The 18,753-nt window shown below is 67.3% G+C and carries 23 protein-coding genes; 12 read left to right on the plus strand and 11 right to left on the minus strand.

Going from position 1 to position 18,753, the window contains the following annotated elements; all coding sequences use genetic code 11:
• Nucleotides 1-100: 100 nt before the first annotated feature.
• Nucleotides 101-916 carry a hypothetical protein gene (locus tag C5B90_RS11435; RefSeq protein WP_115881575.1) on the plus strand — a complete coding sequence of 272 codons (816 nt, stop codon included), beginning with the start codon at nucleotides 101-103 and terminating at the stop codon, nucleotides 914-916.
• Here the strand turns inward: C5B90_RS11435 and C5B90_RS11440 are convergent.
• Nucleotides 903-3,230 (minus strand): methyl-accepting chemotaxis protein, encoded by a 2,328-nt coding sequence (locus C5B90_RS11440; protein WP_233511968.1) that lies wholly within the window; start codon nucleotides 3,228-3,230, stop codon nucleotides 903-905. The genes C5B90_RS11435 and C5B90_RS11440 overlap by 14 nt on opposite strands.
• 320 nt (nucleotides 3,231-3,550) lie before the next feature.
• On the opposite strand from C5B90_RS11440, the gene C5B90_RS11445 reads away from it, so the two are divergent.
• The 3 genes from C5B90_RS11445 to C5B90_RS11455 all read left to right on the plus strand — a co-directional run bounded on the left by C5B90_RS11445 (nucleotide 3,551) and on the right by C5B90_RS11455 (nucleotide 5,608).
• Nucleotides 3,551-4,393: an ion transporter gene (locus tag C5B90_RS11445; protein ID WP_115881577.1), complete on the plus strand. Its 843-nt coding sequence runs from the start codon at nucleotides 3,551-3,553 to the stop codon at nucleotides 4,391-4,393.
• A gap of 181 nt (nucleotides 4,394-4,574) precedes the next feature.
• Complete coding sequence (locus C5B90_RS11450) at nucleotides 4,575-4,799, plus strand: hypothetical protein (RefSeq protein WP_115881579.1); 225 nt, start codon at nucleotides 4,575-4,577, stop codon at nucleotides 4,797-4,799.
• Nucleotides 4,800-4,888: 89 nt separating this feature from the next.
• Entirely contained in the window at nucleotides 4,889-5,608 is a 720-nt protein-coding gene (locus C5B90_RS11455) for a fumarylacetoacetate hydrolase family protein (RefSeq protein WP_115881580.1), read from the plus strand.
• A 25-nt stretch (nucleotides 5,609-5,633) separates the two neighbouring features.
• Here the strand turns inward: C5B90_RS11455 and C5B90_RS11460 are convergent, their stop codons facing one another.
• Nucleotides 5,634-5,852 carry a hypothetical protein gene (locus C5B90_RS11460; RefSeq protein ID WP_058826034.1) on the minus strand — a complete coding sequence of 73 codons (219 nt, stop codon included), beginning with the start codon at nucleotides 5,850-5,852 and terminating at the stop codon, nucleotides 5,634-5,636.
• 139 nt (nucleotides 5,853-5,991) lie between these two features.
• On the opposite strand from C5B90_RS11460, the gene C5B90_RS11465 reads away from it, so the two are divergent.
• Complete coding sequence (locus C5B90_RS11465) at nucleotides 5,992-6,600, plus strand: translation initiation factor IF-2 subunit beta (protein ID WP_004062666.1); 609 nt, start codon at nucleotides 5,992-5,994, stop codon at nucleotides 6,598-6,600.
• A 141-nt stretch (nucleotides 6,601-6,741) separates the two neighbouring features.
• Here the strand turns inward: C5B90_RS11465 and C5B90_RS11470 are convergent, their stop codons facing one another.
• A complete protein-coding gene (locus C5B90_RS11470) occupies nucleotides 6,742-6,987 on the minus strand; it encodes a hypothetical protein (RefSeq protein ID WP_115881581.1) in 246 nt (81 codons plus the stop codon).
• Nucleotides 6,988-7,154: 167 nt separating this feature from the next.
• On the opposite strand from C5B90_RS11470, the gene C5B90_RS11475 reads away from it, so the two are divergent.
• Complete coding sequence (locus tag C5B90_RS11475; protein ID WP_115881582.1) at nucleotides 7,155-7,766, plus strand: cyclopropane-fatty-acyl-phospholipid synthase family protein; 612 nt, start codon at nucleotides 7,155-7,157, stop codon at nucleotides 7,764-7,766.
• 71 nt (nucleotides 7,767-7,837) lie between these two features.
• Here C5B90_RS11475 and C5B90_RS11480 read toward each other — a convergent pair whose 3' ends face one another.
• On the minus strand, nucleotides 7,838-8,857 hold the full coding sequence (locus C5B90_RS11480) for an NAD-dependent epimerase/dehydratase family protein (protein ID WP_115881583.1): 1,020 nt from the start codon (nucleotides 8,855-8,857) through the stop codon (nucleotides 7,838-7,840).
• A gap of 83 nt (nucleotides 8,858-8,940) precedes the next feature.
• Here C5B90_RS11480 and C5B90_RS11485 point away from each other — a divergent pair, with 83 nt between their 5' ends.
• Together C5B90_RS11485 and C5B90_RS11490 are read left to right on the plus strand one after the other, a co-directional pair.
• Nucleotides 8,941-9,765, plus strand: coding sequence for a helix-hairpin-helix domain-containing protein (locus C5B90_RS11485; protein ID WP_115881584.1), 825 nt, complete (start codon nucleotides 8,941-8,943; stop codon nucleotides 9,763-9,765).
• A 134-nt stretch (nucleotides 9,766-9,899) separates the two neighbouring features.
• Nucleotides 9,900-10,328, plus strand: coding sequence for a universal stress protein (locus C5B90_RS11490; RefSeq protein WP_115881585.1), 429 nt, complete (start codon nucleotides 9,900-9,902; stop codon nucleotides 10,326-10,328).
• Between the two features lie 163 nt (nucleotides 10,329-10,491).
• On the opposite strand, the gene C5B90_RS11495 is transcribed toward C5B90_RS11490, so the two are convergent.
• Nucleotides 10,492-10,764 (minus strand): hypothetical protein, encoded by a 273-nt coding sequence (locus C5B90_RS11495; protein ID WP_115881586.1) that lies wholly within the window; start codon nucleotides 10,762-10,764, stop codon nucleotides 10,492-10,494.
• A gap of 249 nt (nucleotides 10,765-11,013) precedes the next feature.
• Between C5B90_RS11495 and C5B90_RS11500 the strand changes: the two genes are divergently transcribed.
• The 3 genes from C5B90_RS11500 to C5B90_RS11510 all read left to right on the plus strand — a co-directional run bounded on the left by C5B90_RS11500 (nucleotide 11,014) and on the right by C5B90_RS11510 (nucleotide 12,350).
• A complete protein-coding gene (locus C5B90_RS11500; RefSeq protein WP_115881587.1) occupies nucleotides 11,014-11,445 on the plus strand; it encodes a hypothetical protein in 432 nt (143 codons plus the stop codon).
• Between the two features lie 180 nt (nucleotides 11,446-11,625).
• The gene (locus tag C5B90_RS11505) at nucleotides 11,626-11,925 is read left to right on the plus strand and encodes a winged helix-turn-helix domain-containing protein (RefSeq protein WP_115882495.1); all 300 of its coding nucleotides are present in this window, start codon (nucleotides 11,626-11,628) and stop codon (nucleotides 11,923-11,925) included.
• On the plus strand, nucleotides 11,922-12,350 hold the full coding sequence (locus tag C5B90_RS11510; protein ID WP_115881588.1) for a hypothetical protein: 429 nt from the start codon (nucleotides 11,922-11,924) through the stop codon (nucleotides 12,348-12,350). The genes C5B90_RS11505 and C5B90_RS11510 overlap by 4 nt, the downstream gene beginning before the upstream one ends.
• Nucleotides 12,351-12,408: 58 nt before the next feature.
• On the opposite strand, the gene msrB is transcribed toward C5B90_RS11510, so the two are convergent.
• The 5 genes from msrB to C5B90_RS11535 form a co-directional block, all read right to left on the minus strand.
• Nucleotides 12,409-12,810, minus strand: coding sequence for a peptide-methionine (R)-S-oxide reductase MsrB (gene msrB, locus C5B90_RS11515; RefSeq protein ID WP_058566620.1), 402 nt, complete (start codon nucleotides 12,808-12,810; stop codon nucleotides 12,409-12,411).
• Between the two features lie 62 nt (nucleotides 12,811-12,872).
• Nucleotides 12,873-13,289 carry a hypothetical protein gene (locus C5B90_RS11520; protein WP_004975580.1) on the minus strand — a complete coding sequence of 139 codons (417 nt, stop codon included), beginning with the start codon at nucleotides 13,287-13,289 and terminating at the stop codon, nucleotides 12,873-12,875.
• 13 nt (nucleotides 13,290-13,302) lie between these two features.
• Nucleotides 13,303-14,007: an ATPase domain-containing protein gene (locus tag C5B90_RS11525; RefSeq protein WP_115881589.1), complete on the minus strand. Its 705-nt coding sequence runs from the start codon at nucleotides 14,005-14,007 to the stop codon at nucleotides 13,303-13,305.
• Between the two features lie 86 nt (nucleotides 14,008-14,093).
• The gene (locus C5B90_RS11530; RefSeq protein WP_115881590.1) at nucleotides 14,094-14,870 is read right to left on the minus strand and encodes an aldo/keto reductase; all 777 of its coding nucleotides are present in this window, start codon (nucleotides 14,868-14,870) and stop codon (nucleotides 14,094-14,096) included.
• Nucleotides 14,867-15,598, minus strand: coding sequence for an HAD family hydrolase (locus C5B90_RS11535; protein WP_115881591.1), 732 nt, complete (start codon nucleotides 15,596-15,598; stop codon nucleotides 14,867-14,869). The genes C5B90_RS11530 and C5B90_RS11535 overlap by 4 nt, the downstream gene beginning before the upstream one ends.
• Before the next feature lie 155 nt (nucleotides 15,599-15,753).
• Between C5B90_RS11535 and C5B90_RS11540 the strand changes: the two genes are divergently transcribed.
• Nucleotides 15,754-16,788 (plus strand): NAD(P)/FAD-dependent oxidoreductase, encoded by a 1,035-nt coding sequence (locus tag C5B90_RS11540; RefSeq protein WP_058826043.1) that lies wholly within the window; start codon nucleotides 15,754-15,756, stop codon nucleotides 16,786-16,788.
• Between the two features lie 54 nt (nucleotides 16,789-16,842).
• On the opposite strand, the gene C5B90_RS11545 is transcribed toward C5B90_RS11540, so the two are convergent.
• On the minus strand, nucleotides 16,843-18,597 hold the full coding sequence (locus C5B90_RS11545; RefSeq protein WP_115881592.1) for a Rieske 2Fe-2S domain-containing protein: 1,755 nt from the start codon (nucleotides 18,595-18,597) through the stop codon (nucleotides 16,843-16,845).
• Nucleotides 18,598-18,753 lie beyond the last annotated feature (156 nt).

Below are 18,753 nucleotides of genomic sequence, written 5' to 3' on the forward strand. Positions count from 1 at the left end.
GTTTCAGTAGTCGGTTTATATTTCGTGTCTCGCGACTGTCGGGAAACCGTCCGGATTACCAACGAATTCATTTCTTCTCGCCGCATTACATCTTCACGAGATGAGCGAGCAGCGGGTCACATTCAACGGGGATACGCGGGTACTGTACCGGCAGGCGGTCAGAACGCCGCTGCCGGACGAGGACGCCGAACGGCTGTTCCACGAGAACATGATGAACATCGCGGACGCCCAAGAGCGGAAGGCAGACATGCTCGCCGACCCCGATATCTCCCTGCTCGAAGCCTACGAGACACAACTCGAAGGCATTGCGAAGAGCTACAAGCGGCGCTGTCGCCACATCGCCGGCGACGATTACGAGAAGATTGCGATGGCGTACAACCGCGGCGAGCGCGACGACCGCGTCGGCGCGCTCACCGCCTACTACTTCGAGGGGCTCTGGCGGATGCAACAACGAATCACCGTCACCGACATGCTGTTTTTCCCCATCATCCTGCGGTATCCCGACTGCTTCACGGTCAACATCCGCTTCGCCAGCGGCCACACGACCACGGAGTCCGTCCTCTACGAGTCGCCGGAACACTCCACCGAGGAACTCGACGGCGAGTACGCCGAGCGCTACTACAACGAGAGTCTCTACTCGCAGAAGGAGGCCGCCGAGTACATCAGAGACACCGCGGAGATAATCCGCGAGGAGTTCCCCGGCCCCGACGAGTCGACGTTCGAGGAGCGACAGTACGGCGGTATCACCTCCGCCGGCGGCCGGAAGGGACCGGTGTTCTCGTCGATGCTCAAGCGAGTCGAGCCGGACCCGAACCGGTTTTCGGAGCCGGTCGACGAACCGACGCTCGTCGAGGAGGGCGAGGAGGCTCGGCGAACCGAACGTGAGCTACTGCCCGAAGGCGCTATCGTCCTCTGAAACGGTCGCCGCCGTCGACCCGCGCTTCCGTCGCGCTCGGGAGTGCCTCCGCGGCCGGAGTCGCCCCGTCGTCCGCGACGTCGAACCGGTCGAGTGCGACCCTGAGGTCGCCGGCGCGCTCGGCGAGTCTGTCCACCCGCTCCGCGACCGACGCGAGCGCCGCCGTCTGTTCTTCGGTCGCCGCCGCGGCCTCGCGCGCGCCGGCGCTGGTTCGGTCGCTGATGGCTGACACGTCTTCGACCATGGCGGCGACTTCGGTCGTCGCCTCGGCCTGTCGGTCGGTCGCGCGGCGAATCTCCCGAATTCCCTCGGAGGTGTCGGCCGCGTCGTCGACGATGGTGTCGATAGCCTCGACGGCTTCCTCGATGGTCTCGGAGCCCTCGCCGACCCGCGTCCGGGTCTGTCTGATGTCCGCCGCGGTCGCGTCGGCCTGCTCGCGAACGCGGTCGATTGAGGCACCGATTCGTCCGGTCGCCTCCTGCGTCTCCTCGGCGAGTCCCTTCACCTCGTCGGCGACGACGGCGAAGCCGTCGCCCGCCTCGCCCGCGTGCGCCGCCTCAATGGAGGCGTTGAGCGCGAGGATGTGCGTCTGCGAGGCCAGTTGGTCGATGAACTCGACCACGTCCTCGATGTCGGCGACGGCGGCCGCCAGTTCTTCGACCTGCTCGACCGTGCGGTCGGTCGCCGTCTCGATGGCCCGTAGCTCCGAAATCGCCTCATCGGCCGCGTCGCGGCCGCGTTCGCCGCGAGAGACCGCGGCCTCGGCGTTGTCGGCGACCGACGCGGCCGAGGCGCTCACCTGCTGAATCGTCGCCGAAAAGTCGTTGACGCGGTCGGCCACGTCGTCGAGGTGTTCGTCCTGTCGGACCGCGTCGTCGAGGATGTCGGTCATCGACTCGGCGACCGCCTCGCCGGCGTCGTTCACTTCGGCGACGCCCGCGCTCGTCGTCGCGCTCGACTCGGCTACCGCCCGGCTGAACGTCTGCGCGTCGGCGATGACCGCCCCGAGTTCGTCCATCGTCTGGTTGTACGCCCGTGCGATGTCGCCCATCGCGGCGCTCTCGGAGTCGGGGTCCATCCGACAGGCGACGTCGCCGTCGGCACAGCGCTCCATGACGGTGCGGTACTCCTCCGCCTTCGTTTCGAGGTGGTCGTTGAGGGTCTCTGCCTCGTTCAGGCTCGTCCGCAGGGACTCGCGCATCCCGTCGAAGGAGTCGTACAGCGTTCCGAACTCGTCGATACGGTCGGTGTCGAGGTCCACGTCGAGGTCGCCGTCGGACATCTCCTCGGCGCGCGCGGTCAGTTCACCGAGCGTCCGCGTGGTCCGTCGGCCGACGACGACCGCGACGGCACCTAACGACCCGAGCGCGACGAGTATCGTCGCGAGGAGGCCGCCGCCGACGCGGTCGCGGACGCCGTAGGCGCTCGCGGCGGGGACCGAAGTCGAGAGCGTCCAGTCCACGCCGTCGAGTTCGGTGTACGCGACGACGTTCCCGCCGGACCGACCGAGGGCGGTCGCGCTTCCGTTCGCAAGTAGGCCGTCGTCGGGGGGCGCGATACTCCCGTTTTCGGCCGTCGAGACGATAGCTGACCCGTCCGCGGCGTACAGCGTGGTCTCGCTTCCGGCCATCGTCTGTTCGGTCGCTGCGAGGCGAGCCGGGAGGCTGACGGTGACGAGGACGACCGACTCGGCGTTCTCCGGTGGTTTGCTCGCAAGGACGAACGACACCTGGTCGTCGACCGGCGACCGGAACGTCGACGAGGAGACGTACACCCGCTCGGGTTCGGGATTGACGTTCCGTTCGAGGTCGCCCCACGGGAGGCCGACCGCGGCGGCCGACTCGCCCTCTAGCGAACTGGCGGTGCTCTCTTTGATTTCGCCGGTCGCGTAGTCGACGTAGTGGATGGCCGTCACGTCGGACTGGCCGAGTTCGCCGCTCCGCTGAAACAGGTAGCTACTGGCCGCCTGCGAGTTGCCGAGTTGGAACTGCCACGTCGAGGACGTCGTGCGGGTCTGGAGACGCTTGCTGGCGAGCCACGATTCGAGCCCGTCAGCTTGGAGGTCCGCGGTCGCCGTGAGCTGTTGTTCGACCTGTGCGTCGAGTGTGTCGTGGACCTGCGTGTAGGTGACCGCCCCGGCACCCGCCATCACCACCATGGCGACGAGGACCGCCGCGAAGAACTTCCGAGCGTAGGTGCGGCGAATCGCCCGCGGGACCGTCGCCGAGACGGACGGTCGCGGAAATCGGTCGCCGAGTCTGTCCGACAGACCGTCGGGAAGCGCGTCCCGAAGGCGTGACCAACGTTCTCCCATCGGGCGAGAGTTTCATTTCATCCGTGATAAATTCGACTACTATATAGTACTAATTGAACGAACATCCTCATGGAAACCACACCCAAAATCGGCGCAGGAAACGGAGTATCTCTAGATGCCAAATACAAGACTTATCGCCCCTATATCCGATTTTACCAGTAATCGCTTGGACGGAGACTCGTCCAGTTTGAGTGACGATACGAGACACATCTGGCGTGTCTTTGACGAGTCTCACTTTCAGAATATATAGTTTCAAAATCGAAAACGGACAGAATCTCTGTCGCACGACGGTATAAGTATCTCTCCGCCGAAGACGAGATATGGACGGTCATGCGCGCGGGTCGCGCCGCGAGACGCCCCGGGACGTGGTCCGGTTCTACCTCCTCGACCACCGGACCACGGTCGGCAAGGCCATCGACATCGCGCTCCTCGGACTCAATCTCCTGTTCGTCGGGGTGTTCGTCGCCGAAACCTACTCGCTCTCGGCATCGGTCGAGTCGATGCTCTGGTCCGTCGAGGCCGCCGTCTCTATCGTGTTCCTCGCAGAGTACCTCCTCCGCCTCTACGGCGCGCGGGACCGGACCGCCGAACTGTTCAACGTCTACTCGTTCGTCGACCTGCTGGCTATCTTGCCGACGCTGACGGTGCTCGTGCTTCCCGTCTCGTCGGTCGCCGCCAACATCGGCTTCCTGCGGGCGATTCGGGTGGTCCGTGTCCTCCGGTTCTACCGGTTCACGCGCGACGAGGAGTTCTTCTTCGGCACCGTCTCCGTCGGGACACTCCGCGTGATAAAACTGCTGTTGACGGTGCTCACCATCTTCTTCGTCGCCGCGGGGATGTTCTACTCGTTCGAACACCGTGTGAACCCCGAAATCGGGACGTTCGGCGACGCGTTCTACTTCATCGTCGTCGCGCTCTCGACGGTCGGATTCGGCGACATCGTCCCGGTGACCGAGGCGGGGCGGTGGGTGACGGTCGCCGCCATCCTCGCGGGCGTCATCCTCATCCCGTGGCAGGCGAGCAAAATCGTCAAGGAGTGGGGCCACCGCGACAAGATCAGCATCACCTGTCAGAACTGCGGACTGGCCTACCACGACGCCGACGCCTCCCACTGCAAGTCCTGCGGCCACGTCATCTATCAGGAGTACGACTCGCGCGAGTGAGAACGACCGCGGCCGCAACGCGGCCACAACCGCGGGTCGAACCACCGCCGCTGTTCGAACATGAATATTTATTATAGATTGGTCTGTACTGCCGGGTACAACAATGTCGGTCGTACGCGTACATCGCTAACTCTTCTCGTCGCCGCACAGCCGTCCGACCGACCCGAAACCCAACGAAATCGTGAGCACAAACGCCACCCCGACCTACGAACCGACCCTGCGAACAGACCGCGAGCCGACCGCCGAGGGCGAGACTCGCCCCAACGCCGACCGCACCGACCCCGCGTCGGGCGTCGCCCGGTGCCAGCGCCAGTTCGAATCGACGCGCACCGAGCGCATCCACAACCTCGTCGACCGCGAGAACCAGTCGATGCCCCGAATGAACCGAGAGTCCGCGTCCGACTGAGGCGCGACAGCGGCTCACCGTGTCGTACTCCCCGCGTTCGCTTGCGGAGACACGTCGCTTGAAGTGAGTGGCCGACGCAGGAGGGAGCGATGCGATTGGCACGGATTCGAACCGACGACGGAGTGGTGTCGGGCCGGTACGACGACGGCGTCGTGACGGTCGACGGCGAGGAGTACGAAGTCGGCGTCGACGCCGAGTTGCTCGCGCCCTGCGAGCCGACCGCGCTCTACTGCGTGGGCCGGAACTACGCGGCGACGGTCGACCAGATGGACTACGATATCCCCGACCAACCGGACTGGTTCATCAAGCCGCCGGTGTCGGTGCTCGACCCCGGCGCGGACATCGAGTACCCCGACTGGACCGACGAGCTGACCTACGCCGGCGAACTGGCCGCCGTCATCGACCGCGAGTGCTCTGACGTGGCCGAGGAAGACGTGGATGAGGTGGTCCGCGGCTACACGATTCTCAACGACCTCGACGCGCTCGACCAGCCCGGCCGAACGGCTCGAAAAGCGTTCGACGGCTCCGGGCCACTCGGCCCGTGGATAGAGACCGACGTAGAGCCGTCGAACATCGACATGACGACCCACGTCGGCGGCGAACTCCGGCAGGAAGCCAACACCGAGCGCATGCTCTTTTCGCCCGCCGAGGTCGTCTCGTTCCTCTCGGAGCGCTACACCTTCCAGCCGGGCGACGTGATTTCGTTCGGCAGCCCGGCGAACCCCGGACTGGTCGAACCCGGCGATGACGTGGAAATCTGGTACGAGGGCGTCGGCACGCTCACGAACCGCGTCGTCGACGGCGAGTAAGGAGACGGCCGTCGAATCGCCCGACTCAGTTCAGCGCCTCAACCTCGTCGGCGAGGTCACCCGGCTCGTCCACGGGACCGTTGACGAACAGGCCGTGCGCCATCACGACGGCCGCGAGGGCGCTGAAGCCGACGAGCGTCGTCTGCGGCTCCATCGAGGTGAGTCGGCCGGCGACGACGCCGGCGACGAGGCTCCCGAGGATGCCGAGGAGTACGAGGTCGTAGTACTGCCACGTGTAGCCCATGGAAAGGCGTTCGAGAGCCAGCGCCGAAGGCGTGGCGCTCGGTTCCGCCGCCGAGAGTAGTGAAACGAACTTCGGCGCACCGGTGCTTCGCCAAGGACGGTCACGGAACGGCTATACGTCGCCAGACACTCGAACCCCTATGGAGTATCAGACTGCGCTCGACCGAGCGCTCAACGTCCTACCGGAACGAAACGTCGAACAGGAACGCCTCACGGTGCCGGACCCGTCCGGCGAGACCGACGGCGCGTTCACCCGCCTCACCAACCTCGGCGAGATTGCGGACGCGCTCTCGCGGACGCCCGCGCACCTCCACAGCGCCATCCAGCGCACCCTCGGGACCAGCGGTCAGCTGGAAGGCGACCGCGCCCGCTACAGCGGGTCGTTCTCCATCAACGACTTCGAGGAGGCCATCGACGGCTACGTCGAGGAGTACGTCATCTGCTCGGAGTGTGGCCTGCCGGACACCCGCCTCGTCACCGAGGACGGCGTCGACATGCTTCGCTGTGAGGCCTGTGGTGCCTTCCGTCCGGTCCAGAAGCGCTCCAGCGTGAGCAACAAGCGCCAGCGCGAGGCCGTCGAAGAGGGCCGCACCTACGAGGTCGAAATCACCGGGACCGGCCGCAAGGGCGACGGCGTCGCCCAGCGCGGGAAGTACACCATCTTCGTGCCCGGCGCGCAGGAAGGACAGACCGTCCGCGTCTACATCAAGAACACGAGCGGGTCGCTCGCGTTCGCACGACTCGCCTGAGCCGGGCGCACGCGTCGAACCGACGCGGCGGAACACGAGTCGCTCGGCGACCGATTTCCGCGCACAGTCTCATATTCTCTCACCGCGGTCGCTTCTTTCGCGGGCCGAGTCACCGACATCGGTGACGCCCGCGAGACGCAGTTATTCGTCTTCGTCGGCCTCGCCGCTCTCACCACCGTCACCACCGTCACCGCCGCACCGACCGCGGAGGCCGAACAGCGCGACGAGGAGGAACACCGCTCCCTCGACGCGCGCCGCCGTCACCACCCACGGTTTCGCCGTCATCTCGCCGCCGTCCTCGTAGGCGAGGCGCGTCATCACCGCGACCAGTTTGTCCGGAACGAGCAGTTCCACCAGACCGAACGCCGCCAACAGGGCTCGGAGCATGTCCGAATATCGGTGCGGAATCGGTGAAAAGGCGACGCTCGTTCCTACGACGCGGGAGCGACCGTTGTTCGCGGGACGTCGCGGGCGTCGTGGCCGTCACGGTCGCCGCGACCGTCGCGGCCGACCGAGCCACAAGTCGTATCAGGCCGCCTCGAATCGGTCACGTCATGCGATTCGAGGAGCTACAGCGGCTGTACGACGGCGCGGACTACTATTGGGGGACGGAACCGAACGAACTCGCGACCCGGACTGCGGACGCCGTCTCGCCGGAGACGCACCCCGAAGTCGTCGACCTCGGGGCGGGTGAGGGGCGCGACGCGGTCCGGTTCGCGGAGCGCGGCCACGACGTGACGGCGGTCGATATCTCGCCGAACGGTCTCGACAAGGCCGAACGACTCGCCGAAGAGCGGGGCGTCGAACTCACGACCCGGTGCGCCGACGTGAACGACCTCGCGTTCGAGTCGCGCTGGGACGTGGTCTACTCCATCGGGACACTCCAGTACGTCCGCCCGGAGAACCGCGAGTCGCAGTTCCGACGGTTCCGCGAGGCGACGCGCCCCGGCGGCGTTCACGCGGTGTGGGCCTTCGTCGACCACCCGGAGGTCGCGCCGGCACCCGATTGGGGTGAAAACGAACACCTCTACGACCCCGGCGAACTGGCAGGCTACTACGACGGTTGGGAAGTCCGCCACAGCGACGAGTATGTCTTTGACGACGACTCCGCGGGCGAATCGCACCGACACGCCTGTGAGGAGTTGATTCTGCAGAAGCCGAAGTGAGTTCGGAGGCCGACTGTTTCGACTCAGCCGGTTTTTTCGACTCAGCCGGTTCGGTCACCGCCTCAGAGCGTTCACCCGCCCGACTCGAACCCCGCGACGAACGCGTCGGTCGCGTCCCGCCACGCGGCCGCGAGGGCGTCCGAAAGCGGGTCGGCGTCCCACGGATCGACCGCGTCGCGGTCGTCCAGCCACGACACCACCCCGCGGACGCCTTCTTCGAACTCGACCGTGTAGCGGAATCCGAGGTCGGCCTTCGCCCGGCTGTTGTCGAAGACGGTGCTGTACTGGAAGTGGTCTCGGAGCATCCGCGTCCGGTCGGGCGCGACCGCGCGAAGCACCTCGGTGGGGACGTGAACGAGGTCGGGGTCGGGCGCGTCGAGCGCGGCAGCGACGCGCTCGTGGTACTGGTTCCACGTCATCGTCTCCTCGCTCGTGACGTTGTAGGCGCGGCCGCCGACGCCCGGGCGCTCGACCGCGCCGACGAACGCCCGCGCCACGTCGTCGCGGTGGCACGGCCCCCACAGCGAGGTGCCGTCGCCGTGGACGACGATTGGCTTCCCCTCGCGGATTCGGTCGATGTACGACGAGTCCATGCCGAGCGTGTGGACGAGCGTGCCGCCCTCGCCGTAGGTGTTCCACGGGCGGAGGACGACCACCTCGAACTCGTCGGGGTCGTGCGCGTCGAAGAACAGGTCTTCGGCGGCGATTTTCCCGGCCGCGTAGTCGCTGACCGGCGGGTTCCGCGGACTCGATTCGGTAACGGGGTTCTTCGGCGGTGGTCGGTGGTAGACGTCGATAGTGCTGCAGAAGACGTAGCAGTCGGCGACGGGCCGGCAGATTTCGACCGCCTCGCGGGCGGTCTCGGCGTCGAAGCACGCCATATCGACGACGACATCGGGCGTCGCGTCCCGAACCGCGCCGCGAAGCACCGACGGGTCGTCTCGGTCGCCGACGACCCGCTCGACGCTCGACGGGAGGTCGTCGTCGGTCTCGCCCCGCTGGAGGCTGGTCACGTCGTGGCCGGCGGCGACGAGCCGCCGAACGATTCCCGTGCCGAGCAGTCCGGTGCCGCCGATGACGAACACGTCCATGCGTCGTGAGGCGCTGCGGGCGGTGATAAACCCCCGACAGCGGAGCGACAACACTCATTCTGTCCTAAAGCCAATAATTGATTATGAAAGTATATCTCACAGACGGAACCAGCTTCGAGTGCGGCGGCTACAAGGCGCTCGACTCCGGCGGGGTCGTCCTCACCGCCGACAAGAAGCGCAAACACGTCGTCGGCTACGTGCCGGCGGACGCGCTGGTCTACGTCCTCCCCGACGACGTGGCACCGGGCGATTCGCTCGCCGAGGACGGTGTCGGAGACGACGCGGGCGACGTGTCCAAAGATGACGAAGACGAGGCCGAAGGTGACGAAGACGAGGCCGAAGCCGCCGACGACGGAGACGAACACGAGACCGGCGAGAGCGGGACCGACGACCCCGACAGCGACGACCCCGACCAGACCACCGTCGAAGCCGGGGTCGACCCGGAAGTGCCCGGGGTTACCGGCGTCGCCGACGGGGTGGCCGAACACACCCACGCCGACCTCGCGGCGCGCATCGACGAGGTTGAAGGCCGAGTAGACGGCCTCGACGGTCGCGTCGACGCGATGACCGAACAGTTGGCGACGGGCGTCTCGGTGGGTGGCGTCGGTGCCGAGGCGGCCGCCGAAGAAGCGCGGGACCCCGAGGACCCGCGGAACATCCGCGGTATCGGCGAGGCGTACGCGACCCGGCTCCGAGCGGCGGGCATCGACACCGTGTCGGCGCTCCGCGAGGCGTCGGACGAGGAACTCGCCGCCGCCGCGGACGTGTCGGCGCGGCGGGTCACCGACTGGAAACGGCGGGCCGAGCGGTACGCGGAGCAACAGGCCGCGGACGGTAATTCCGAACCGGAGAGTGACGTAGACACCGAAAACGAGACTGACGCCGACGACGCGACCCGTGACGGGTAGCCGCTTGCACCGCTCCCGTTTCTGGAATCGCGTCTCCCCGCGCGAGGTCCGTCCCGCGACCCTCGTCCCGCGTAGTTCCCATCACGCGGGAACTGGCGAAGAGGGTGATACTGTCCCCGCCTAACTCCCAGTTGATGTACGACACAATCCTCGTGCCGATAGACGGGAGCGACTCGATGCAGCCGGTCGTCGAAGACGCCGCGGAACTCGCCGCAGAGCGCGACGCCGCCGTCTCCCTGCTCTACGTCGTCGACGAACGCGCCTTCCTGACGCTCGCCGACGAGCGCGTCGACGAGGTGTACGAGGAACTCAGGTCGCAGGGCGAAGCCGCGCTCGCCGACGCCGCCGAGACGATGGCCGAGTACGGCGTCGACGCCGCCACGGAACTCCGCCGCGGCGACCCGGCCGAGGAGATTCTCGCGTTCGCCGAGGAGATAGACGCGGCGCTCATCTCGATGGGCACCCACGCGCGCTTCGAGGACAACATCCTCGGAAGCGTCTCGCGGTCGGTCGTCGTCCAGTCGAAGATACCCGTGCTCGCCACCCCCATCGAGCGACGATAACCCGCCCGCGTCGGGCGATCGAACACGTCACAACACCGAAACGGGGTCCGAGGTCCCGTGTCTCGCGTATTTTTCCGATTCTCGCCGGGGCCGGTCAGCCGCCGGTTCTCGTCGCGTCCGACCAGTCCCCGATTCTCGTCGCAGTTCCGTTCTCGCCGCCGATTCAGAGTCGCAGGAGCAACAGGAGGACGCCGAAGAACGTCGAGGCGGCGCTGATGAGAAGCAGGCCGCCGCTGAGGACGAGCGTGCCGCCGTCGAACGTCGGGGTCGTCCCGCTGGCGGCGACGTTCATGACCGACATGCCCGCCGAGAGGTCGGCGACGGGTGCGAGGACGGCGATACAGAACGTCAGGAGGCCGGCGACGACGAGAGCGTAGGGCGTGAACGGAGGGCTCCGCCGAGTGGGGTGGCGGCGGACCGGGTAGCTGCGAGACATACATCACGTACGTCACCACCCTAGTTTGGTACGTGTCGACTACTCGCAGGAGACGAGCGTTAGACCCGTCCTACCGCCGTGATTCCGGGTTTCTCGGCGTGACACGCGCGCCGTCGGTCGCCCCCCGCCAGTCGGGCGGTTTTCGGCGTAATTTGGGCCTAACTCCGGGCGGATTCACGGTGGAGTCGTGTTCGAGTTCGGAAAATCCTCTTTTAGCCGCTGAGCGACGGGAGAGACGAGGAAGAAATCATGAACAGACTCACAACGCTCGGGGTGGCGCTCGTCGTCGCCTCGCTCGTCTTCGCGGGGACGGTCGCCGCCGCCGGCGGCCTCGGTGTCCAGACCCAAGCATCGGAGACCGTCCAAGCGACCGACTGGACCCCGGTCCGAGCCGACGGCGGGTGGCACGGCCCGTTCAACGGGACCGCGAACGAGACCCGGCACGCGCCGGGCGACCGCCTGCAGGACCGCTTCAATCTGACCGACGAGCAGACCGACGAGATCCAGACGCTCGTCGCCGACCTCCGCGACGACGACGCGACGGCCGACGAGATTCGGACCGCCGTCAACGAGAAACTCACCGAGTTCGGCGTCGACACGTCGACGCTCGCCTGCGGTGGCGACGGCGGCGCGCGACACCATGCGGGCGGCCCCGGCGGCTTCGGGCCGCGCGGTAACTGACGCCCGCGGTCCCCCGCTGACGACTGCCCCCAGCAATCCACTCCCTTCGAACGCCTTCCAAACGCACCCCGCTGAACGCACCCCTGCCACGCACGACTCCACCGCGGGCCTCCGACGGCGCGGACCCGAGGCCTGCCGTTTTATTACGTCCGGATTTGACGATTTAGCCGGATGCGACGTGTGCTGTGGTGGCTAATCGGCGGGTCGCGCGGGGGGCGAAACCGCCTGCGAATTATCCGCGCGCTCGACGACATGCCGATGAACGCCAACCAACTCTCGAACGAACTCGACCTCGACTACAAGACCACACAGCACCACCTGGAACTCCTCGTCGAGAACAACGTGTTGATGACTATGGGTGACAACTACGGAAAGACGTACTTTCTGACCGATCAGATGGAAGCCAACCTCGACGTGCTCGACGAGGTGGCTCGGAAGGCCAACTTAGACGACGTCGCGGTCGGAGGTGACGACGCGTGAGCGACGCGCCCAACCGCGACCCGCTCCGACGGACCGCGGTCGTCGTGGTCGTCTCGCTCGCGGTCGCCGCGCTCGTGACGTGGTTCGGCCCCGACCTGTTCGTCCCGCACAAGCCGGGCGCCCCCGGTGGCCCGCCCATCCCCGACCTGTTCGTGCAGCTAAAACTGTTCGTCTCGACGTACAACCTCGTCGCGCTCGGGTTCCTCGCGGCCACCTACGCGATGCTCTACCGGGAGCTTCCGAACCGGTTCACCCTGAGCCTGCTGCTCTTCACCGCGGCGTTGCTCCTGTACGCCCTCACGTCGAACCCGCTGGCGTCCATCCTCCTCGGGTTCAGGGGGAGCGGGCTGGGACCGTTCACATTCCTGCCCGACCTCTTCGCGGCCGTCGCCGTGACGTTCCTCACGTATCAGAGTTCGGCGTGAGGAAGGCGAGGTTCGCGTTCGGTGTTCGTCGGTCCGGTTCGCTGTCATCTCTTCCGACCTATTTTTCGTCCGCCTCGAAATCGAGCGCGACCGAGTTGATACAGAAGCGCTTGCCGGTCGGCTCCGGCCCGTCGTCGAAGACGTGGCCGAGGTGGCCGCCGCAGGTCGAACAGACGACCTCGGTGCGGTCCATCCCGTGGCTCAGGTCGCGCCGAAGCTCGATGTTCGAGTCCTCGGCGGCGTAGAAGCTCGGCCACCCGCAGTTCGAGTCGTACTTCGTCTCCGAGTCGAACAGCTCGGTCCCACAGCCGGCACAGCGGTAGACGCCGTCGTCGCTCCGGTCGACGTGCTCGCCGGAGAACCGCGGCTCGGTCCCCTGTTCGCGGAGGACGCGGTAGGCGTCCTCCGAGAGTCGCTCGCGCCACTCGGACTCGGAGAGGCTGAATTCGCTGTCGCTCATGCGTTCAGAGAGGGTTCGGACGCCCAAAGGTTCGTCGGCTGCTCGCGTCGGAGGTCGGCCGGCTATCCGCGTCGGAGGAACTCCGGCAGCCGAATCCGAGAGAAGTCGTCGCCGCCACCGTCGAGGACGGACGCTCGGCCGACGGCTTTGGGAATGCCCTGTTTGTCCGTCGGCTTCTGCATCGTCACGTCGGCACGCCCCGCCGTAGATGGCGATGTCTCCTCGTCGACGAGCGCCTCCCAGACGTCCTGTTTCGAGTCGTACTCCGACTCGTTGCGGGCGACCCGCTGTTTCCCCTCCTCGAAGGCGAGTTGGAGGACGCTCCGGCCGTAGGCGGTCCCGGCCTGCCGGCGGATGCGCTCGAACTCGCCGCGGTTCGGGTGACCGAGCGCGCTGGAGACGCCGAGGGCGTACATCCGGCGGATGGCCTCCTCGTCCGAAATCGTCCGCCAGTCCGTTCCGAAGACCCGTTCGTACATTGTTGTGGTTACCTCAGAGGTCGACCTTCGACCGGGGGTCGACGACCAGTCCGTTGTCGGTGAACTCGAGCGACCGGATGTTGCAGTCGATGTTCGTCCCGCGCATCTTGATGACCTGGATGCCGCGCGTCATGCCCGTCGCCTCCAGATAGTTGTGGAAGAACACCACGCCGTGGGCGAGGAAGTGCTCGTCGGAGTACGACGAAGGGTCGGTCATCTCGGAGATGAGAAGCGTCGTGGCGTCACCCTGCTTGAGCGCCGTCAGAAACCGCGTCATCTCCTCGGAGCCGTTGGCGAAGAACAGCCGGAGCAACATCGTCGAGTCGATGACGAGGCGGTCGACCTGCCGGGAGTTGACGAACGCGACGATTTTGTCGGTGAGGCTCTGGACGCTCGACGACCCCCCGCTCTGGGAGAACTGGTTGAGGATGTGTTTCCCCTTCGGGCTCACGAGATTGATGAAGCGAAAGCCCTCGGAACTGGCGAGCGTCTCGAAGCCGAAGTCGAAACTCGACATGTCGTTGACGAGTTCGTCCTCGGTCTCGTGCATGGTGATGTACATGCACTTCTCGCCGTTACGAAGCCCCTCGGCCATGAACTGCGACGTGAACGTCGTCTTCCCGCTCCCCGGCGGTCCGCTCAGCACGTACAGTCGGCGCGGGAGGAAGCCCCCCTGGATGAGTTCGTCGAACCCGCTTACCCCACTCGGAATCCGCATGGTCGGACACTCGCCCGTCTTATTATAATCGTTCCGGGACTAGTATCGAAATTGAGACTTCGAGACGGTGCCGAGCGACTGACTCGTCACTCAGGAAACAGTTCAGCCTCAGATTCGATACCGTCGATGGCCCCCACGTCGCCCGCGTCGAGTTCCAGCGAGACGGCGTCGAGGTTCGCCCGGAGGTGGCGCTCGCTCGACGCCTTCGGGATGGGACACAGCCCCTTCGCGGCCAGCCACGCGAGGCTCACCGCTTCGGGCGTCGCGTCGTGTTTCTCCGCGACTGCGACGACCTCGTCCACGTCGCGGACGCGGCCCCCCGAAAGCGGCGAGTAGGCGACAACGTCGTAGCCGTGTTCCTCGGCGTGGTCGAGGAGTTCGGGGCGCTGGAACAGCGGGTGGTACTCTGTCTGGTGGGCGACGAGCGGCGCGTCGAGCAGGTCGAGCGCCTCGTCCAACTCGGCGACGGTGAAGTTGCTCACGCCGACGCCGCGGGCGAGGCCGTCGTCGACGAGTTCGTCGAAGGCCGCAAGCGTCGCCTCGGGGTCGTAGGTGTCGATGGGGCGGTGGACATACAGGAGGTCGATGTAGTCAGTTCCGAGCTTTTCGAGACTCTCGCGGGTCGTCCGGCGCACGTCGGCGGGCGCGAGGCTGTCCGCCCAGACCTTGGTGGCGAGCGTCACGTCCTCGCGGGGTACGCCGGCCGCCGCGAGCGCGTCGCCGACGACCGCCTCGTTCCCGTAAATCTGCGCGGTATCGACGTGGCGGTAACCCAACTCCAGCGCCGTCGTCACGGCGGCGGCCTCGTCGGGCGTGTCGAGGCCCATCGTCCCGAGGCCGATGCGGGGAAGCGACCGGGTCATCGAGACGGCGCTCCGTTCTCGCGGCCGCCGTCAGCTGCAGGGCCGGACGCGGTGGACGCGTCGCCGACGACCGGCACGCCGTCGAGTTCGAGCAGGTCGTCGAGGCCGGCGATTTCGTGGGTCGGATCGGGCGTCGGCGTGTGGTCGGCGCGGTGGCCGCGGCGGATGAACGCGGAGTCGACGCCCGCGGCCTCGGCGGCGGCGATGTCGCTGTCGCTGTCGCCGACGAACAGCGGCGATTCGACGCCGAGGTCGGCCATGGCGCGTTCGAGGTAGTAGGGTTCGGGCTTCTTGCGGTGGAGACTCGTCATCGAGGGCTCGCGACCATAGGCGGTGCCGAACAGGTCCGCGGCGTCGAGGTGGTCGACGACGAAGTCGATGGTCGCCTGCTGGTTGCTGGAGACGATGCCCATCGGGGCGTCGATGCGGCGGAGCGCGTCGAAGTCGTCGTAGGGAACCTTCTGGCCGTCGGCGATGGCCCGCTGTTGGGCGGCCGACTGGAGTTCGTCGCGGACGCGGAACAGCGTCTCGGGGTCGAGGTCGTAGGGCTCGGCGGCGGCGCGCACGTCCTCGGGCGTGACGTGGATGACCACCTGCTCGACGTGGTCCGGGTCGGGGTCGGCGACGCCGAGTTCGGCGAAGGCGTCCCACGTCGCGTCGCGGAGGGGAGTGAGTTCGACGAGCGTGGTCAACACGCCGTCGTGGTCGAAGATGACCGAGTCGTACATACCCGGACTCCGGCGGCGCGACGTGAATCGTTTTCGCCTCCGGCCGGGGTGGAGGCGTGGGCGCGGTCCCCAATCCCGCCGCGTTGCGAGTCTTTTAGCGCCTCGAAGCCTCACGTTTGACCAATGCTGGCTGGACTCACACGCGGGGTGGCGAGATGACTCGCGACGTGTGCATCGTCGGAGCCGGGGCCGCTGGGGCTGGCGCGGCCTACGCGCTCCGCGAGGCGAACGCGAACGTCACGATTCTCGAGAAGAGCCGCGGCGTGTGCGGGCGCGCCGCGACGCGCCGCCGACACGGCTGTCGGTACGACCACGGCGCGAACTACGTGAAAGACTACGACCGGCGAACGGCGCAGCTCGTCCGCGGACTGGGCGCGGACGGGTTGGTCAACATCGACGAGCCAGTCTGGACGTTCGACGGCGACGGCGTCATCTCGGAAGGCGACAACCGAGACCAACACAAGTGGACGTGGACCGAGGGCATCACCCAACTGGCGAAGCGCCTGCTCGCGGAGACCGAAGCGACCGTCGAGCGAGAGACGCGCGTGGCCGCCATCGACCACAACCCCGACAGCGGCTACTGGTCCGTCGTCGACGAGGCGGGGACGCGCCACGGCCCGTTCGACTCGGTGCTCCTGACGCCGCCGGCCCCGCAGACGGCCGGGATTCTCACCGAGATGGGCTGGGGCGACCAGTGCATGGTCGCGCTCCGCGAGGCCATCGGGAGCGTCGAGTACCGGACGGTTCGAACCGTCGTCCTCCACTACCCCTTCGAGCGCGAGGAGCCGTGGTACGCCCTCGTCAACCCCGACAAGACCCACCCGGTCGGCTGGGTCGCCCGCGAGGAGTGCAAGGAGGGCCACGTCCCCGACGGCGAGAGCCTGCTCGTCGTCCAACCGAGCCCCGAGTGGTCCGAGGCGCACTACGACGACCCCCTCGACGACGCGGCCGACGAGGTCGCCGGGATGGTCGCCGAACTCCTCGACGACGAGCGCCTGCGCGACCCCGACTGGGTAGACGACCAAGGCTGGCGGTACGCCCTCCCCGACGGCGTCGCCGACCGCGAGATACTCCGCCGCGGGGAGTCTCACGGCCTCTACTTCGCTGGCGACTGGACGGTCGGCGAGGGCCGGGTCCACGCCGCGCTCTGGAGCGGCGTCGACGCGGGCGAGCGAATCGCCGAGCAGTAGAAAAGAGGCGACGGCGACAGCGTCGGGAGCCGACGCGACGACCCCGGCGCGGGGTCAGCGGGCCGCGTCTTCGACGTCCTCACCGTACACCGACTCGCCGCGCTGGAGTCGCGCGGCGATGCTGAACGTCTGTTCTCGCTCCCGGCGCGTCGGCGAGTGCGCCGCGAGGTAGCGCGCGACGCCGACGAGAAGCGTCCGAGCCTCCTCGGGCGGCCGCGTCGCCGCCTGTCTGAACCCGGCTTCGAGCGCCTGATAGGTGTGGAAGCCGGCGTCCTCGCGGAGCAGCGCGCCACCGAGTTCGCGGCGGAGCCTCGCCGGATCGCCGCCGCCGTCGAGGAACCCCGCGACCGCCCGGCCGGCGTCGTTCACCCGCCCCTCGGCGTCGAACGCCGCGGACAGCGTTTCGAGTGCTTCCGCGGGGTCGGCGTCGGGGGCCGGGTCGGGAAGCGGGGCCGGCGGCGTGTTCAGGAACCGGTCGAGGTAGACGTTGATGGCGGCGTCGAACGCGCCGCGGTAGAGCTCTTTCGCGCCCGTCCGCTCGGCGAGCCGATGGACCGCGTTGGCGTAGGTGAACGTGTGGTGGACCGTGTTCCAGTCGCCGAACTCGTTGGTGGTCGAGAACCGCGCGACGCGGGTCCCGGCGGCGAAGGCGACGACATCGGCGAGTTGGGCGGGCGTCGCGCCGCTTCGAATCGCCTCGGTCAGCGCGTCGACGATGACGTGTGGGTCGTCGCCGAGGAGGGTATCGAGCAGGTCGTCCGGGCGGGACCACGTCTCGCCCGCGCCGGCGGCGACGTGGTCGTCGAGGTCGGCGAACACGTCGTCGAGCGTGCCCGCGAGGTCGATTGGGCGACGCCACTCGGCGGACTCCTCGGCGCGGTCGGCGCGGGCGAGTCCGCGGACGAGGCTCGGGAGGACCTCGTCGGCGCGGTCCCAGCCGACGTGGTCGAGCGCCTCGCAGGCCTTGTTCACGAAGTCGAGAACGTGCCCCGTGTCGAGGTAGCGGTGGTCGGTGGCCGCGGCGGCGACCATGCCGGCGAGTTCGGCGTCGTCGTGCCCGGCCGCGATGGCGGTCCGGAGGACGCGTTCCGCGCCGTCCGGGTCGCGGACCTCGACGTTCTCGCGGAACCACGACCGCAGGCGGTCGAAGTCGGTGTCGGTCGCGCCGAGGGCGTCCTGTTCGAACTGCGGCGGTTCGTCTGAGACGTCGCCCGCGACGTGGACGAGCCCCTGATAGAGCGCGCGCTTTCGGTCGTCGGGGGCGAGGTCGGAGAGGACGTTCGCCATCGCGGTCAGGATGGTGAGCCCCGACCCCCAGCCGTCGCGCCGGTAGCGACAGCCGAACCGGACGCCGGTCGAAAGCGGCTCCGTCGGCTCGACGCCGGCGTCGAGGAGGCCGATGACGGACTTCGCGACGACCAGCCGGAGGTTCTGTTCGAGGCCGTCTTCCAGCCGGTTCGACCAGCGGACCGCCGGCGGGTCGTCCGGGTCGGGGTTCGGGTCGACGTAGACCGTCCCGTCGCGCACCTCCACTGGGTAGGTCCGCACGTCGTCGGCCCACGGGTCGAAGGTGTCGCCGCAGGAGAGTTCGAACCGGGCGTGGTGCCAGTGACAGGTCAGCACGCCCTCGTCAACGGTGCCGCGGGCGAGGGGGAAACCCATGTGCGGACAAGCGTTATCTGTGGCCCTGACGGAGCCCTCGTGGTCGAAAAGGACGATAGAGCGTCCATCTAGCGCGACCAGTTCGCGGCCCGACTCACGGAGGTCCGCGAGGTCGACGGCGGGGCGAAAGCGGTCTTCGGATGCCATGTGCACACGTTCGACACGATAATTCCTAAAGATTCGCTGAAGCGAATTTACGTCGGCGACATGATGTTTTCCCGAAACCACCGTTTTCGAGGCCTCAAACATCTGGTTTCGGTGTTCACCGACCGATGGACCGCAGTGCCGCGAGCTAGCACGATT

Source organism: Haloferax sp. Atlit-12N (assembly GCF_003383095.1).
In the GTDB taxonomy this organism is placed as follows: domain Archaea; phylum Halobacteriota; class Halobacteria; order Halobacteriales; family Haloferacaceae; genus Haloferax.